Raw genomic sequence first — 14,385 nt, 5'->3', positions numbered from 1 at the left:
CCATGAATAATGAGATGAATCTTCATTTTAGCGCATTAAGCCAAAACGAGTCTTTCGCCCGCGTTACTGTTGCTGCCTTCATTGCGCAGCTGGATCCAACGATGGACGAACTGACCGAAATCAAAACAGTTGTATCGGAAGCTGTAACGAACGCGATTATTCATGGATATGAGAGCAATCCGGATGGGAAAGTTTTCATTTCAGTGATGCTTCAGGATGGAATGGTAGATATGGTGATTAGGGACGAAGGTATAGGAATTCCTGATATCGATGAAGCCATGCAGCCTCTGTATACATCTAAGCCTGAACTTGAAAGGTCCGGTATGGGCTTTACGATTATGGAAAATTTCATGGACGAAGTACAAGTGAGATCAGAGCCCGGCTTTGGGACAGAGATTCGTTTGAAAAAGCACCTGTCAAAGAGCAAAGCGCTGTGCAATTAAGGGAGTTCTGCTTATGGATGTGGAGGTAAAAAAGGATAATAGCCAAACGTATCTTAAGGACCATGAAGTCAAAGAACTGATTTTGAGAAGCCAGCAGGGTGACCAGGCAGCCAGGGATTTAATCGTCCAGAAGAATATGCGGCTCGTATGGTCTGTCGTTCAGCGCTTCCTCAACAGGGGATATGAACCGGACGATCTGTTCCAGATTGGCAGCATCGGCCTCTTGAAATCAGTTGATAAATTTGACCTTTCTTATGACGTGAAATTCTCAACGTATGCCGTTCCGATGATCATTGGTGAAATCCAGCGATTCATCAGGGATGACGGAACCGTGAAAGTGAGCAGGTCGCTAAAAGAAACCGGTAATAAGATCCGGAAAGCTAAGGATGAGCTTTCCAAGAATTTTGGCAGGGTACCGACTGTCAACGAAATAGCCGAGTTTCTGGAGCTTTCACCGGAAGATGTGATCATGGCACAAGAAGCAAGCCGCAGTCCGGCGTCCATCCATGAAACGGTGTACGAAAACGACGGCGACCCAATTACCCTGCTAGACCAGATTGACAATGGGGAAGAAGGGCGCTGGTTCGATAAAATTGCATTAAAAGAGGCGATTAACGAGCTGGACGAACGGGAAAGGCTGATCGTATATTTAAGGTACTATAAGGATCAGACCCAATCTGAAGTCGCAGTCCGACTTGGCATATCCCAGGTTCAAGTCTCACGCCTCGAAAAGAAAATACTCCAGCAAATGAAAGGCCGTATGGATCTTTGAATCCATATGGCTTTTTTGTGTCCTACAGAAAAAAGGGCATCAATAAAGCGTATTGGCGCCCTAAAAACCAGGATTCCAGAAAAAGAGGTCACCAATAAGGCGTATTGGCGCCCTAAAAACCAGGATTCCAGAAAAAGAGGTCACCAATAAGGCGTATTGGCGCCCTAAAAACCAGGATTCCAGAAAAAGAGGTCACCAATAAGGCGTATTGGCGCCCGAAAAATCAAGATTCAGAAAAAAGAGGTCATCAATAGAGCCCATTGGCGCCCGAAAAATCAAGATTCAGGAAAAAAAGGTCACCAATAATTTTTGAGTCCTTGAAATAACCAGATTATGAAAAATGAAGTGTTAAATCCGGCTTGCCACCTTAACCAATTATTGGACTTCATGAAATAACTGATGGAATACATACTAAATATACGAGGAAAACACTGTGTTGGAAGTGAACCTGATGGAAAAAACGATTTATATCCGCATGAGGAATCGCGTCCAGGTCAAACCTGAGCAAACGCTATTTATGAAGGATATTGCGCAGATCATCGCTAGTGAAGAGATATATCAAGACCTGGCCGCTCTTCAAGTTAAAAAGATTTTGCCGCAGGACCATATACACATTGTCGATGTCATGAAGGTCATTCGTTTCATTTCAGGGATATACCCTGATCATGAAATCCAGACTGTTGGCCCTCCGCAAACGATTATCGAGGTGATTTACAAGAAGAAAGGGATGTCGATTCCTTTTTTTATCCTAGTATGGTTCTTGCTATTTTTCGGTGCAGCGTTGACCATCATGAACTTCCATGAAGATGTCAGCATGCAGACAGTACATCAGCGGCTTTATTTTATCATGACGGGAAAAGAAGTCGCAAAGCCGCTGTTATTCCAGATTCCCTACTCAATCGGCATTGGCCTCGGCATGATCCTGTTTTTTAACCATGTATTTAAAAAGAGGCTGAATGAAGAGCCGAGCCCGCTTGAGGTAGAAATGTTCAACTACCAGCAATCTCTTGACCAATATGTCATCCTTCATGAAAACAAGGAAAGCGTGAAACATCTTAATGACGATTAATGTCCTGTTCATTGTACTCATTGGGCTGGCGAGCGGGCTTGCAGTAGGATCTGGATTTGTAGCTTTCTTAGCGGTACTCGGAGTGATACCCAGACTCACACAACTGACAAAAACGATGAAATTGATTTCCTGGTATGAGTGGGCAGTAGTATTAGGCGCTCTGCTTGGAACAGCCGGAAGCCTGAGAGACCCTGTGATGAGCTTCTCTCCTTACGTGACAATCCCACTTGGACTGGCGGGAGGCATATTTGTCGGTATGCTCGCTGCCGCGTTGACAGAGGTACTGAATGTATTGCCAATCCTTGCGAAAAGAGTCAGGGTCGATGATAAGCTCGAGACATTGCTGATGGCAATTGTACTGGGAAAAATATTCGGTTCATTATTCCATTGGATTTACTTTGTAGGACGATAGCATTTAAACCAGCCTTTTAAGCATGTGTCCTGCAAATTCCAGCAGCAATTTTCAAGATGGGCGAAAAATGAGTGGCAGAAAGGACGGCAGAGAATGGCCGAAAAAAGGAAGGTAATCTTAATTACAGATGGTGATGATTATGCCCGGCGTGCAATCGAGCATGTGGCTGCCGAAGTAGGCGGACGCTGTATCTCCCTTTCACATGGAAATCCTTCTGTCCTTTCAGGGCCGCACCTTGTTAAATTAATTAAAAAAGCTGCCAAGGACCCTGTATTGGTAATGTTCGATGACAGTGGCTTTCTTGGAGAAGGAGCCGGGGAGAAGGCTCTTAAATATGTGGCTGAGCACGAAGACATTGAGGTGCTTGGAGCGATTGCAGTCGCTTCGAAAACACATATGGCTGAATGGAGCCGGGTGGATTTTTGCATAGACCGGGATGGTGAACTCACGCCGTATGGAGTTGACAAGCATGGAGTTCCGGAACTGGAAATAGGAAGAATTAATGGAGATACGGTGTACTGTTTGGATACGCTTGATGTCCCGTTAATAATCGGGATCGGGGATATCGGTAAGATGGCACGCCATGACCACTATAAGATCGGTTCGCCAATAACGAAGAAAGCAGTGGAAATCATCCTTGAAAGGAGCGGATTCTATGCCAAAGAACAATGACAAGCTGCCCATCCCGCAATCATTGGATGAAGCTGAAAAGTATATGAAAGATAATGTTGGCCTGGAAGCTAGTTTTGACCTTGGAGTCAGGAAACTGAAGATCCTTAAAAAGAATGTCCATTTTTATTATGTGAACGGTTTGTGCGATACAAGCTTCATCGTACATATTGTTGAAGAACTGGTGGACATCAATGATAACGAAAGACTGTCAACACATCTGCAGGAGATTGTAGAGAATCGGATTACCCACCAGTCTGTACAGAAAATCAAGACGATGGACGAGCTTGTAGACCAGGTTCTTTCTGGACTCATTGTTATATTGGTGGAAGGGGAACAAATAGGATTAGTCGTAGATGTCAGAAGCTATCCCGGAAGACAGCCCCAGGAGCCTGATACAGAAAAGGTTGTCCGTGGATCCCGCGACGGGTTTGTTGAAAATATCATTGTCAATACAGCATTGACCAGAAGGCGTATCAGGGATGAGAATCTGCGCTTTGAGATGATGAAGGTAGGAGAGAGATCAAAATCAGATGTTGCCATTGCCTATATTAAAGATATCGCTAACCCTGACTTGATCAAAGTCATCAAAAAAGAGCTGCAGACAATTAAAATCGATGGAATCACGATGGCTGATAAAACGATTGAAGAATTTTTGGTGAAACAAGGCTATAATCCATACCCTCTCGTAAGGTACACGGAGAGAGCCGATGTGGCTGCAACACATCTGCTTGAAGGCCATGTTCTGATTTATGTCGATACATCACCGAGTGTCATCATTACACCGACGACTTATTTTCACCATCTTCAGCATGCTGAAGAGTACAGACAATCACCTGGTGTCGGAACGATGGTTCGCTGGATCCGATTCCTAGGCGTTCTTGCATCACTCATGCTTTTGCCGTTATGGTACTTATTTGTTCAAAATCCGGATTTGCTTCCTGATAAAATTTCCTTTATCGGGCCAAATGAAGATTCCAATATCCCGATCTTCTTGCAAATCATGCTTGCGGATGGCGGCATAGAGTTCCTGAGAATGGCTGCCATTCACACTCCGACCCCGTTATCGACAGCGATGGGTTTAATCGCTGCAGTCCTGATTGGGCAGATTGCCATCGATGTAGGAATGTTCGTCCCGGAGGTTATCCTATATGTGGCTGTGGCGGCAATTGGAACATATGCGACACCAAGTTATGAACTTAGTATAGCGAATAAAATAGGCAGGGTATTTCTGTTAATCTCGACGGCGATATTCCATGTCCCTGGATTTGTCGCAGGCACCACGGTTTGGCTGTTGCTGCTTGCCAGTATCAAATCCTTGAACACGCCTTATCTGTGGCCATTCATACCATTTCATCCTATTGCCTTCATGCAGATTTTGATCAGGAGGGCAGTGCCAGGATCGAAAATCAGGCCAAGTATCGTGCATGCGCGGAATCGCTATAAGCAGCCATCAAATTCCTGACCATGTTGCAATTGCACACTCCCTCAAATTATGGTAAAGTGTTTTTAATTTACTAAAGACTTAAAGCGAAAAATAAAATAGACAGTTCACCTGATGAACTGTCTATTTTATTATCTTTTTCTGATGGACTGCTTAAACAGCACGATAGGACAGTTTGGGCTGAATTGACTGGACAATGAAAAATCATGACTTTAAATGGCAAGGGATGAGGGGACAACATGGAATTTCATGGTACTGCAAAGGTTAATCGACTAGGACATTTGGAAATTGGCGGTGTTGATACAATCCAGCTGGCTGAAAAGTATGGAACCCCGCTGTATGTTTATGACGTTGCCTTGATCAGGGAACGGGCAAGAGCTTTCAAAAAAACATTTGAGAATGCAGGTATTACCGCTCAAGTAGCTTATGCAAGCAAGGCTTTTTCGACAGTGGCAATGGTGCAGTTGGCTGCTGAGGAAAATCTTTCGCTGGATGTTGTATCTGGCGGAGAGCTTTATACTGCCATTAAGGCTGGCTTCCCGACAGAAAGAATTCATTTCCATGGCAACAACAAAAGCCGAGATGAACTGCTCATGGCCATTGAACACAATATAGGCTGTATTGTTGTCGATAACTTTTATGAGCTTGAAATGCTCAAGGAAATTTGCAAAGACAAAAATACGAAAATCAAGGTTTTATTACGAGTTACACCTGGGATTGAAGCGCATACCCATGATTATATTTTAACGGGCCAGGAAGATTCCAAGTTCGGATTCGACCTTCAGAATGGACAAGCAGATAAAGCGATTGAACTTTGCCTGGAAGATCAACAAATTGAAGTTCTCGGACTGCATTGCCACATAGGCTCGCAAATCTTTGAAACTACGGGCTTCATCCTTGCTGCCCAGAAAATCTTTGAAAAACTTCATCAATGGAAACAGGCACTTACATTCGAATCCACAGTCCTTAATCTTGGCGGAGGTTTTGGGATTCGCTATACAGACGAAGATGATCCAATCCCAGCAGCTCAATATGTAGAGGAAATAATTGCTGAAGTGAAAAAGCAAGCTTCCCATTTTTCGATGGCAATGCCGGAAATCTGGATTGAGCCAGGGCGTTCTCTTGTAGGGGACGCAGGGACAACACTATATCGTGTTGGTTCGCGAAAGGATGTCCCGAATGTTCGGCAGTACGTAGCTGTCGATGGCGGGATGAGCGACAATATCCGACCAGCCTTGTACCAGGCAAAATATGAAGCAGTGCTTGCGAACAGAGTTATGGACAAACCTGAAGAAACAGTATCGATAGCCGGGAAGTGCTGTGAATCCGGTGATATGCTGATCTGGGATCTTCCGCTGCCAAAGGCTGGAGACCAGGATGTTCTGGCTGTTTTTTGCACCGGAGCCTACGGGTATTCTATGGCGAATAACTATAACCGCCTGCCTAGACCAGCGGTGGTTTTCCTGGAAGATTCAAAGGACACTCTCGTCGTCCGCCGCGAAACATTTGAAGATATGGTAAAATTAGATCTTCCTTTTAAAGAAAAGGTAAGATATTAAAGCTGCTTTTCTGCAGCTTTTTTTAAAGGAAAGAAAGTGGAATCTTCTCTTCGTTGGCGAAAAAACCGGTCTTGTTGTAGAATTACAGATTGGGAGGGATTCCGTTTGAGAAAGAACAATTGGCTTTTATTCCTGTTATTGCTTTTGATGTCTGTTGGCTGGGGAGCCTATTACTGGTTTTTCATCGTGCCGGGACAATAGGTCTCAGAAATAATTTGAAGTATCGTTTCAGATTATGTATGATATTATCAATTCAAGTAAAATAAAGAACCATCATTCGAGGAAGAACATATATTATCAAAATAGTGTTTTTACAATCGCTTCCACTATAAGGGGAGCCAGGGGTTTAAGTTAGATGGAAAATGGAAAAAATAGTCTTGTTATCATTCCATTATTATTGGCAAACCACAATGAGGGATATTTATGTTAATTCGATATAAAAAGGCATTTGAAAAGATCGCGATGGGATTATTATCTTTTATGCCAAATGAAAAGGATCTGAAAAAACTTCAGCAGACGATGAAGAATTATGAAAGTGATGATTCGTGGCAGCTGTTTTTATGGAAGGACGGGGAAGATATCATCGGGCTTTTGGGTGTTAACTTCGCTGAGGATAAACTGATGCAGCTTATGCACATCTCGGTGAATCCATCACACCGCCACCAGGGGATAGGACGGCGTATGGTCAATTCCCTGCAGGAGATGTTTCCTGAATGGACAGCAGTAGCAAACGCTGAAACAGCATCCTTTTTTGAGAAGTGCAATGAGCAAGGCAGTAGTGCAGAAGGCAGTGGATGTTAAATCCAGCTGCCTTTTATTTTTCTCTGTTTTTCCTGTCCTCCAGAGCCAGTTGCCGGTCTGAAATGACATCGGTTCGATCTCGTGTTGAGTGTCGATGGATTAAGTCAGGGTTTTCGAGATTGCTGCTTGTTCCCCAGGTGAATCCATTTTGTCTGCACTCCTCAAGGCAAAGCTTTTTTAAATCCGGATCACATAGGGGCAGATTAAAGCTGGTATATGGAATCTTATTAAGCAAGTTTTCCTTTCTTTTTCGCAATGTACCTGACAAAAGTCCAGGATCGATCCCCAAGCGGCTAATTGCTTCCGTATCTTCTGAAAAGATTTCCAAAGCTTTATCCAAAGTTCGAATGGCTCCCGGGAAATTATTGCGGCGATGATGATAATTAGATACCGCCAAAAGGATCAATGCAACCCAGATCGATTTTTTATTTCCTGCATCTGTCGCTTTCCAATACTCTTCCAGAATTTCATGGCATTCAAAATAATCTCTGTCTCCATGGAAATGAGCGAGATATTGTATATAGGATATTGGATATTTTGTCATGAAATAACCCCCAATCAAGTACTACTAGCTTAGCATATTTTCAAAAAAAAGATAAAAGGAAGAAGTACCAGAATGCCGAATATAAAAAAGCCCGGCTTGTGCCGGGCATCTTCTTCATTGGCTTTGCACAAGCTTATAACCAGGCAGCACCAACGATGATGAGCAAAATGAAAAGCACGACGATTAAAGCAAATCCTGAACCGTATCCACAACCATGACCATGACCTTTTTTATCTGACATTTAGCATTACCTCCTAATGGTGAAATAGCCTAGTATTCAATCTCAGCATATGCAGGATTATGGATAAAGGTATGGGCGCATCGCCTATTTTTGCAAAAACTTCAGTTTTAACGGTGTAAATTAGTAATGGATAACATGAAGTGAATCTACTATACTTATATAATGATGGTTCATAAAAGGAATTTTGGTGGGAAATGATGCAATATAATGTGAAAATCGAGGCCTTTGAAGGCCCATTGGATTTACTTCTGCACTTGATCAATCGTTTGGAGATTGATATTTACGATATACCAGTAGCGGAAATAACTGAACAATATTTGATGTACATCCATGCAATGAAGGAATTGCAGCTGGATGTCGCAAGTGAATATCTCGTGATGGCAGCGACGCTGTTAGCAATCAAAAGCAAGATGCTTCTCCCCAAGCACGAGGAAGAGCTGGAAGATGATTTTGAATTTGAGGATGATGGAGATCCGCGAAATGAACTTGTCGAGAGATTGATTGAGTATAAAAAGTTCAAAGAGGCAGCCAGTGACCTGAAATCACTCGAAGAGGAACGGGGACTTATGTATACCAAGCCTCCAAGTGACCTTACGGAATTTGCCCATGAAACCAAGGGTGAAAATACGGATTTGAATATCTCTTTGTATGATATGCTTGGTGCATTTCAAAAGCTTTTAAGAAGGAAAAAGCTGCAAAGGCCAATGTCAACTAAAATCGCCCGCCAGGAAATTTCCATTGAAAAAAGGATGGATGAGGTCCTAAGTTTCTTGAAAGAAAGCGGTGAAAGGAAAAAGTTCTACGACTTGTTTCCCGAATCTAACCGTGAGCATATTGTCGTTACATTCCTTGCGATTCTTGAGTTGATCAAACGGAAAGAAATCGATATAGAACAAGAGCAGAACTTTGCTGAGATATACATGACAGCCAGAAAGGAGTAAACGCGTGGGAATAGTAAAATGGAAAGGGATTTTGGAGAGCCTTCTGTTTGCAGCCGGTGATGAGGGATTGAGCCTGAAGCAAATTACAGCCGTACTCGAAGTGGATGAATTACAGGCAAATGAAATTGTTACCGAACTTCAGCAGGATTATGAAAAAGACAAAAACCGAGGAATTACAATCGTACAGCTCGCCGGAGTATTCCAGTTAGCCACGAAAAAAGAACATGCTGATTATTTAAAAAAGCTTGTTGAATCACCAGGAACCGCTCATTTGTCACAAGCTGCGCTTGAAACTTTGGCGATTGTAGCTTATAAGCAGCCAATTACAAGGGCTGAAATTGAAGAAATCCGTGGAGTGAAAACGGAGAGGCCGCTTCATACACTATCATCAAGGGCTCTGATTAAAGAAGTCGGCAGAGCAGAAGGTACTGGACGAGCGATTCTTTATGGAACAACAAAAGAATTTCTGGATTACTTCGGATTGAAAAATATTAGCGAGCTTCCTCCGCTTCCGGATCATGTCGAGGATGACGAATTGCAGGATGACGCAGATTTATTCTTTGAGAAATTCCAGGAAACAATGGAAGCAGATCAATAGCTTTTGTGCACAAAGTTTAGAATTTATGATAAAATCAAAATAATTATTTGAGAAATGCTTTGACGAGTGCCAGCCTGCTGGGATTCAAAAAGCATTTTTTCTACATAAAGATTTAAGTAAGAATGAATGTCCAACGGGAGGAATACCATGCTTATAAAGCACTGTATTGGTTATGAACTTGAAAAAGAAAAATCTAACACCTCGGAGGATTTTTTCAACCGAAGCGAAGTAACTTTTGTGGAAGATGGCAATGAGAAAACCCTGCATGTTCTTTATGTAAGGTATTTTGATGAGTTGGCTGGAAGTATCACTCCGTTTGAAAAGGATCCCATCTTCAAAGCAGGAAACAAGGATATATATATGAGGGATTTGGTGGCACTGGCTGCATTGCTGAAAAATCCGGGATATCGACACCGCAAAAGGGTATATATAAATGAACAGAGAGAGTTTGCGGATCTTTTCAAAGGCCTTGATTTCAATAAAATTCCTGGGATCTATGAAGGCATCGAGCAAAAAGGATCATTTGAAGTGCGTTCTCCTTTAGATTTTATTGTCCAGCCAGTATAGTTCCGTCAAACTTTGTAGCCTTTCTCACAGGATCTATACATTTATGGTTGCGGGTAAACAGCTAGAGACCCAATTCCAGTATGTAAATCTTTCATTAGAGCCAGTCGGACTGGCGGCAAGTCTCGCAATTAGAAATGGTTAAATTCCATTGGGGGTGTCAATTTGGGGAATACAATCGTAAAAACACAAATCGAAGAAGTTAGGGGTTTTCTGGCGGATACCGTGGTGAAGCTTGAAAACTACCTGAATGAAACAACCCTTGAAAAACTAAAACAAGGGCAGACGTCAGACGAAGAATACTTTAAAATCGTTCTTTCCAGCCTTCGAAAGCTGGCTGTATACTGTGAAGAAGGTCTGGACGCTTGCAAGGTCATCCTCCAGGCAGAAGTATTCTCGAAGCCGGCAGCTGAGAAAACTCTATACCGTATTTACTATCAATGCATTGAAGAGTTTTTCTCTCCTAAAAGTGATGCTTGGTATGAGGATAGCAGGGCCGCCTATACTGGTAAAAATGCAATCAAGTTCAGGCAAATCGTGCCTGCTCACCTCGACGAACTGATGGTCAGCCTCGAAAACGGGTTTCAAAGAATCCGTGAAGAGCTTGAATATTACGAGACAGATTATCGGACAAAGATGCTCCAATCCAGATAATGAATATCAGGGAACAGCTATTTTAAAAGCTGTTCCTTTTTTCATGGACTGAGTATAATTCAGGAAAAATAATCTGGCCACACTGTTCTCTCCCTCCGATTTATGTCATAACACACCTTGTCCTGCATAAACTTGTACAAACTGCCAAAGGAGACGAGGGTCTGTCAATGAAAAGGATTTGGATAAAATTATTGTTACTCGCCACTCTGTTAATCTGCAGCATTCCTCAAACAGCACAGGCTACTGTTTCAGTAAGTGCCCGAAGCGCTATTTTGATAGAACAGGAATCTGGCAGGGTGTTATATGAGAAAGAGGCACACAGAGTTAGCAGGATAGCCAGCATTACGAAAATCATGACGGCCATCCTTGCGATAGAATCTGGCAAATTGGATGAAAAGGTGAAAGTGAGCGAGAAGGCAGTCCGTGCCGAAGGATCTTCCATTTACTTGAAGCCGGGAGAAAAAATCAGGCTGGAGGATCTGGTATATGGTTTAATGCTGAGGTCTGGTAATGATGCTGCTGTCGCGATCGCGGAACATGTTGGTGGCAGTCTCGATGGATTTGTATACATGATGAACGAAAAAGCACAGCAAATTGGCATGGAAAATACGCATTTTGCCAACCCCCACGGATTGGACGATCATGAAGACCATGTTTCCACAGCCTATGACATGGCAATTTTGACTCGCTATGCTATGGAAAATGAAGTATACAAAGAGATTTCCGGGACGAAAATTCACAGGGCTCCCAATCCAACTGAAACATGGGACAGGGTATGGAAAAATAAAAACAGGCTTCTGACTGAAAAGTATAAATATAGTACAGGTGGAAAGACGGGCTATACAAAGCGTGCGAAAAGAACTTTAGTCTCAACGGCCCAAAAGGATGATTTTGGATTAATTGCTGTCACACTAAATGCACCTGATGATTGGAATGACCACATCCAGATGTTTGAAGCAGCCTTTTCGGAATATGATGTTGCTGAAATTCTTTCCAAAGGAAAAGTTAAAGGAATTAAGGATTCGCACTATAAGAATAAAGTTTATCTGGATCATTCATTTGTATACCCGTTGACTTCTGAAGAGGAAGATCAGGTCAGAGTGGAGTACAAGTTGAAAAAGTCAGCACTGAATCAGGAGGAAATGAGAGATTCCATCGCTGGCCGCGCGAATGTATACCTGGACGATCAGCAGATTGCGAGTTTACCTGTCTATTTCAAAGCAGAGAAAGAAGAAGAAAAGTCATTTTTTGATTTTTTTAAAAACATCTTTACCTCAATAGCAGGGGTCAATGAACATGGTTAATTATATCTGGGTGTTTATGATATTGATCAGCCTTGGCTTTGCGATGGTGAATGGCACAATGGCTGAGGTGAACGAAGCTGTTTTTACAGGAGCAAAGGAAGCCATCACACTTAGTATCGGATTGATCAGCATCCTGGTATTTTGGCTCGGCATGATGAGGATCGCTGAAGATTCTGGTCTTTTATCAAAGCTCTCTGCATTATTTAAGCCTTTAATTTCAAAGCTGTTCCCAGAAGTTCCCTCCAGCCATCCGGCGATGGGCTACATACTATCGAATATGATCGCGAATATGTTCGGGCTTGGGAATGCCGCAACACCTCTTGGGATTAAGGCAATGGAAGAACTAAAGGAATTGAATGATGGGAAAAATGAAGCAAGCCGGTCGATGATCACATTCCTTGCAATCAACACAGCAAGCATCACCTTCATTCCAACCACTGTGATTGCAATCAGAATGAATTATGATGCCTCCAACCCTACAGATATAGTTGGACCGACGCTTGTGGCAACTGCTGTCTCTGCCGTTGCAGCCATATTAATAGACCGTTTCTTTTACTATAGAAGAAGCAAGAAGGGGTGAATCAAATGGAAATTGTGTCTGCGATATCATTATGGTTCATCCCTGTTTTGATCGCTTTTATCCTGATTTATGGAACGTATAAAAAAGTCCCCACATATGAAAGTTTTGTAGAAGGCGGCAAGGAAGGGATTAAAATGGCAGTATCCATCATGCCATTCCTGGTAGGGATGATGGTCGCGATTGCGGTATTCAGGGCCTCGGGCGCACTTGATGTCATGGTGAACTGGATCCGCCCTGCACTTGAGCTGGTGGGAATTCCGGCAGAAATAGTCCCGCTCGCGTTAATCAGGCCAATCTCAGGCACAGCGGCACTCGGAATTACTAGTGACCTGATCGGGGTCCATGGACCAGACTCTTTTATAGGGACTCTGGCAGCGACCCTTCAGGGAAGCACGGATACGACCTTCTACGTCCTCACCGTTTATTTCGGGGCAGTAGGGATCAAGAAGATGGGAGATGCACTCAAAGTCGGTCTCCTTGCTGATGCAGTCGCCATCGTAACAGCAATCATCGTCGTCACATTCATGTTCTCAAAATAAAGAAGATACCTGCTCTGGGTATCTTCTTTATTTTGTTTTGGGCCTGTGATAACCGATTGTGTTTGAAAATAAACGGAAGAATTCCGCTTAAATTCAAAACGACCTGTATTTTTTGAAAAATAAGGGTTGTTTTTCCGCTTATTTAATCGAAATCGTTGGATTTTGTCTTAGTTATAGCAGATAACCGGAATATCTCCTGTTATTTCTGCTTCATAAGCACCCTTTATATACAATAGCCGGAAATCCTCCGCTTATGAACCCTCATACCTTCTCGATCTTCAACAATGAATGATAATAGAGCCTCTTCTGAAGATAGATAATCATCATTATATAAGGAAAATATCCGTTTAGCAGATGAGCGTAAAGAAACAATGTTAAAGAACAATTAACATCGCCTATTTATTTTTCGCTTTTTACGCCATTGCTTACTTTGAAAACAGCGAGAGTTATGTCATAATTCATAGGGATAGATTAGATATTAATATAAACTATAGGTAATTGATATTAAATAGGAGTGACCTTCATGGAAAGACTGCAAAAAGTGATTGCTCATGCAGGAATCGCATCGAGAAGAAAAGCCGAGGAAATGATCCTCGAAGGAAGAGTCAAGGTAAACGGCAGTGTTGTTAAAGAACTTGGCCGGAAGGTGACCCCATCTGACAGGGTCGAAGTGGATGGAGTTCAGATTGAAGGGGAGGAACCGGTTTATTTCTTGTTCTATAAACCCCGCGGTGTTATTTCGAGTGTACAGGATGACAAGGGACGCAAAGTGGTTACGGACTTTTTCCAGACAATCGAACAGCGCATCTATCCTGTGGGGCGGCTGGATTATGATACATCGGGACTGCTATTGTTGACGAACGATGGTGAATTTGCGAATTTGCTGATGCACCCAAGTAATGAGATAGATAAGGTGTATGTTGCGAAGGTGAAAGGGATCCCTTCAAAAGAGAAGCTGACAAGCCTGGCTCGCGGCGTCATGCTGGAGGATGGGAAAACGGCGCCAGCAAAGACGAAAATGCTGAGTGTCGATAAAAAGAAAGATACCGCAATCGTCGAAATTACCATCCATGAAGGCCGTAATAGACAGGTCAGGAGGATGTTTGAAGCAATTGGACACCCGGTATTAAAGCTGAAAAGAGAAAAATATGGATTCTTGACGCTGAACGGCTTAAGAACTGGGGAAATCAGGGAGCTTACACATCATGAGGTAAAGCAGCTCCGTGTCCAGGCAATGAAAAAATCCTAAAC

The 14,385-nt window shown here is 42.8% G+C and carries 18 protein-coding genes; 16 read left to right on the top strand and 2 right to left on the bottom strand.

Annotated elements, in window-relative coordinates; all coding sequences use genetic code 11:
• Positions 1–2 precede the first annotated feature (2 nt).
• From spoIIAB to RH061_RS15420, 8 genes are all read left to right on the top strand, one after another.
• Positions 3–443: an anti-sigma F factor gene (gene spoIIAB, locus RH061_RS15455; RefSeq protein WP_311071454.1), complete on the top strand. Its 441-nt coding sequence runs from the start codon at positions 3–5 to the stop codon at positions 441–443.
• A gap of 13 nt (positions 444–456) precedes the next feature.
• Complete coding sequence (gene sigF, locus RH061_RS15450; RefSeq protein ID WP_311071452.1) at positions 457–1,215, top strand: RNA polymerase sporulation sigma factor SigF; 759 nt, start codon at positions 457–459, stop codon at positions 1,213–1,215.
• A gap of 451 nt (positions 1,216–1,666) precedes the next feature.
• Positions 1,667–2,284, top strand: a complete 618-nt coding sequence (locus tag RH061_RS15445; protein WP_311071450.1) for a stage V sporulation protein AA — start codon at positions 1,667–1,669, stop codon at positions 2,282–2,284.
• Complete coding sequence (locus tag RH061_RS15440; protein WP_311071449.1) at positions 2,274–2,696, top strand: stage V sporulation protein AB; 423 nt, start codon at positions 2,274–2,276, stop codon at positions 2,694–2,696. The genes RH061_RS15445 and RH061_RS15440 overlap by 11 nt, the downstream gene beginning before the upstream one ends.
• Before the next feature lie 93 nt (positions 2,697–2,789).
• Positions 2,790–3,368 (top strand): stage V sporulation protein SpoVABEA, encoded by a 579-nt coding sequence (spoVAEA, locus tag RH061_RS15435; protein ID WP_311071448.1) that lies wholly within the window; start codon positions 2,790–2,792, stop codon positions 3,366–3,368.
• The gene (locus tag RH061_RS15430) at positions 3,352–4,830 is read left to right on the top strand and encodes a spore germination protein (protein WP_311071447.1); all 1,479 of its coding nucleotides are present in this window, start codon (positions 3,352–3,354) and stop codon (positions 4,828–4,830) included. The genes spoVAEA and RH061_RS15430 overlap by 17 nt, the downstream gene beginning before the upstream one ends.
• Positions 4,831–5,048: 218 nt before the next feature.
• Entirely contained in the window at positions 5,049–6,368 is a 1,320-nt protein-coding gene (lysA, locus tag RH061_RS15425) for a diaminopimelate decarboxylase (protein ID WP_311071446.1), read from the top strand.
• 423 nt (positions 6,369–6,791) lie between these two features.
• Positions 6,792–7,169, top strand: coding sequence for a GNAT family N-acetyltransferase (locus tag RH061_RS15420; RefSeq protein ID WP_311071445.1), 378 nt, complete (start codon positions 6,792–6,794; stop codon positions 7,167–7,169).
• A gap of 13 nt (positions 7,170–7,182) precedes the next feature.
• Here RH061_RS15420 and RH061_RS15415 read toward each other — a convergent pair whose 3' ends face one another.
• Positions 7,183–7,713, bottom strand: coding sequence for a DUF309 domain-containing protein (locus tag RH061_RS15415; protein WP_311071444.1), 531 nt, complete (start codon positions 7,711–7,713; stop codon positions 7,183–7,185).
• 133 nt (positions 7,714–7,846) lie between these two features.
• Positions 7,847–7,954, bottom strand: a complete 108-nt coding sequence (locus RH061_RS15410; RefSeq protein WP_311071442.1) for a YjcZ family sporulation protein — start codon at positions 7,952–7,954, stop codon at positions 7,847–7,849.
• 197 nt (positions 7,955–8,151) lie between these two features.
• On the opposite strand from RH061_RS15410, the gene RH061_RS15405 reads away from it, so the two are divergent.
• The 8 genes from RH061_RS15405 to rluB all read left to right on the top strand — a co-directional run bounded on the left by RH061_RS15405 (position 8,152) and on the right by rluB (position 14,383).
• Positions 8,152–8,895 carry a segregation/condensation protein A gene (locus tag RH061_RS15405; RefSeq protein WP_311076422.1) on the top strand — a complete coding sequence of 248 codons (744 nt, stop codon included), beginning with the start codon at positions 8,152–8,154 and terminating at the stop codon, positions 8,893–8,895.
• 4 nt (positions 8,896–8,899) lie between these two features.
• Positions 8,900–9,493, top strand: coding sequence for an SMC-Scp complex subunit ScpB (scpB, locus tag RH061_RS15400; protein WP_311071441.1), 594 nt, complete (start codon positions 8,900–8,902; stop codon positions 9,491–9,493).
• 147 nt (positions 9,494–9,640) lie between these two features.
• Positions 9,641–10,060, top strand: a complete 420-nt coding sequence (locus RH061_RS15395; RefSeq protein ID WP_311071439.1) for a hypothetical protein — start codon at positions 9,641–9,643, stop codon at positions 10,058–10,060.
• 162 nt (positions 10,061–10,222) lie between these two features.
• The gene (locus tag RH061_RS15390; RefSeq protein ID WP_311071438.1) at positions 10,223–10,711 is read left to right on the top strand and encodes a YpuI family protein; all 489 of its coding nucleotides are present in this window, start codon (positions 10,223–10,225) and stop codon (positions 10,709–10,711) included.
• A gap of 167 nt (positions 10,712–10,878) precedes the next feature.
• Positions 10,879–12,015 (top strand): D-alanyl-D-alanine carboxypeptidase family protein, encoded by a 1,137-nt coding sequence (locus tag RH061_RS15385; RefSeq protein ID WP_311071436.1) that lies wholly within the window; start codon positions 10,879–10,881, stop codon positions 12,013–12,015.
• A complete protein-coding gene (locus RH061_RS15380) occupies positions 12,008–12,595 on the top strand; it encodes a nucleoside recognition domain-containing protein (protein ID WP_311071434.1) in 588 nt (195 codons plus the stop codon). The genes RH061_RS15385 and RH061_RS15380 overlap by 8 nt, the downstream gene beginning before the upstream one ends.
• Positions 12,596–12,600: 5 nt before the next feature.
• Positions 12,601–13,134: a spore maturation protein gene (locus RH061_RS15375; RefSeq protein WP_311071433.1), complete on the top strand. Its 534-nt coding sequence runs from the start codon at positions 12,601–12,603 to the stop codon at positions 13,132–13,134.
• Positions 13,135–13,657: 523 nt separating this feature from the next.
• Positions 13,658–14,383 (top strand): 23S rRNA pseudouridine(2605) synthase RluB, encoded by a 726-nt coding sequence (gene rluB / locus RH061_RS15370; protein WP_311071432.1) that lies wholly within the window; start codon positions 13,658–13,660, stop codon positions 14,381–14,383.
• Positions 14,384–14,385 lie beyond the last annotated feature (2 nt).

Source organism: Mesobacillus jeotgali, from assembly GCF_031759225.1.
Lineage (GTDB): Bacteria > Bacillota > Bacilli > Bacillales > Cytobacillaceae > Mesobacillus > Mesobacillus jeotgali_B.
This window is presented reverse-complemented; position numbering and strand designations above follow the sequence as displayed.

What these genes read in the sequence shown, in the direction of transcription:
- RH061_RS15410 (WP_311071442.1), bottom strand. Translation starts at nt 7,954, where the DNA reads ATGTCAGATAAAAAAGGTCATGGTCATGGTTGTGGATACGGTTCAGGA.
- RH061_RS15385 (WP_311071436.1), top strand. Translation starts at nt 10,879, where the DNA reads ATGAAAAGGATTTGGATAAAATTATTGTTACTCGCCACTCTGTTAATC.
- RH061_RS15420 (WP_311071445.1), top strand. Translation starts at nt 6,792, where the DNA reads ATGTTAATTCGATATAAAAAGGCATTTGAAAAGATCGCGATGGGATTA.
- lysA (WP_311071446.1), top strand. Translation starts at nt 5,049, where the DNA reads ATGGAATTTCATGGTACTGCAAAGGTTAATCGACTAGGACATTTGGAA.
- sigF (WP_311071452.1), top strand. Translation starts at nt 457, where the DNA reads ATGGATGTGGAGGTAAAAAAGGATAATAGCCAAACGTATCTTAAGGAC.
- RH061_RS15380 (WP_311071434.1), top strand. Translation starts at nt 12,008, where the DNA reads ATGGTTAATTATATCTGGGTGTTTATGATATTGATCAGCCTTGGCTTT.
- rluB (WP_311071432.1), top strand. Translation starts at nt 13,658, where the DNA reads ATGGAAAGACTGCAAAAAGTGATTGCTCATGCAGGAATCGCATCGAGA.
- RH061_RS15375 (WP_311071433.1), top strand. Translation starts at nt 12,601, where the DNA reads ATGGAAATTGTGTCTGCGATATCATTATGGTTCATCCCTGTTTTGATC.
- spoVAEA (WP_311071448.1), top strand. Translation starts at nt 2,790, where the DNA reads ATGGCCGAAAAAAGGAAGGTAATCTTAATTACAGATGGTGATGATTAT.
- RH061_RS15440 (WP_311071449.1), top strand. Translation starts at nt 2,274, where the DNA reads ATGACGATTAATGTCCTGTTCATTGTACTCATTGGGCTGGCGAGCGGG.
- RH061_RS15445 (WP_311071450.1), top strand. Translation starts at nt 1,667, where the DNA reads ATGGAAAAAACGATTTATATCCGCATGAGGAATCGCGTCCAGGTCAAA.
- spoIIAB (WP_311071454.1), top strand. Translation starts at nt 3, where the DNA reads ATGAATAATGAGATGAATCTTCATTTTAGCGCATTAAGCCAAAACGAG.
- RH061_RS15395 (WP_311071439.1), top strand. Translation starts at nt 9,641, where the DNA reads ATGCTTATAAAGCACTGTATTGGTTATGAACTTGAAAAAGAAAAATCT.
- RH061_RS15430 (WP_311071447.1), top strand. Translation starts at nt 3,352, where the DNA reads ATGCCAAAGAACAATGACAAGCTGCCCATCCCGCAATCATTGGATGAA.
- RH061_RS15415 (WP_311071444.1), bottom strand. Translation starts at nt 7,713, where the DNA reads ATGACAAAATATCCAATATCCTATATACAATATCTCGCTCATTTCCAT.
- RH061_RS15405 (WP_311076422.1), top strand. Translation starts at nt 8,152, where the DNA reads ATGCAATATAATGTGAAAATCGAGGCCTTTGAAGGCCCATTGGATTTA.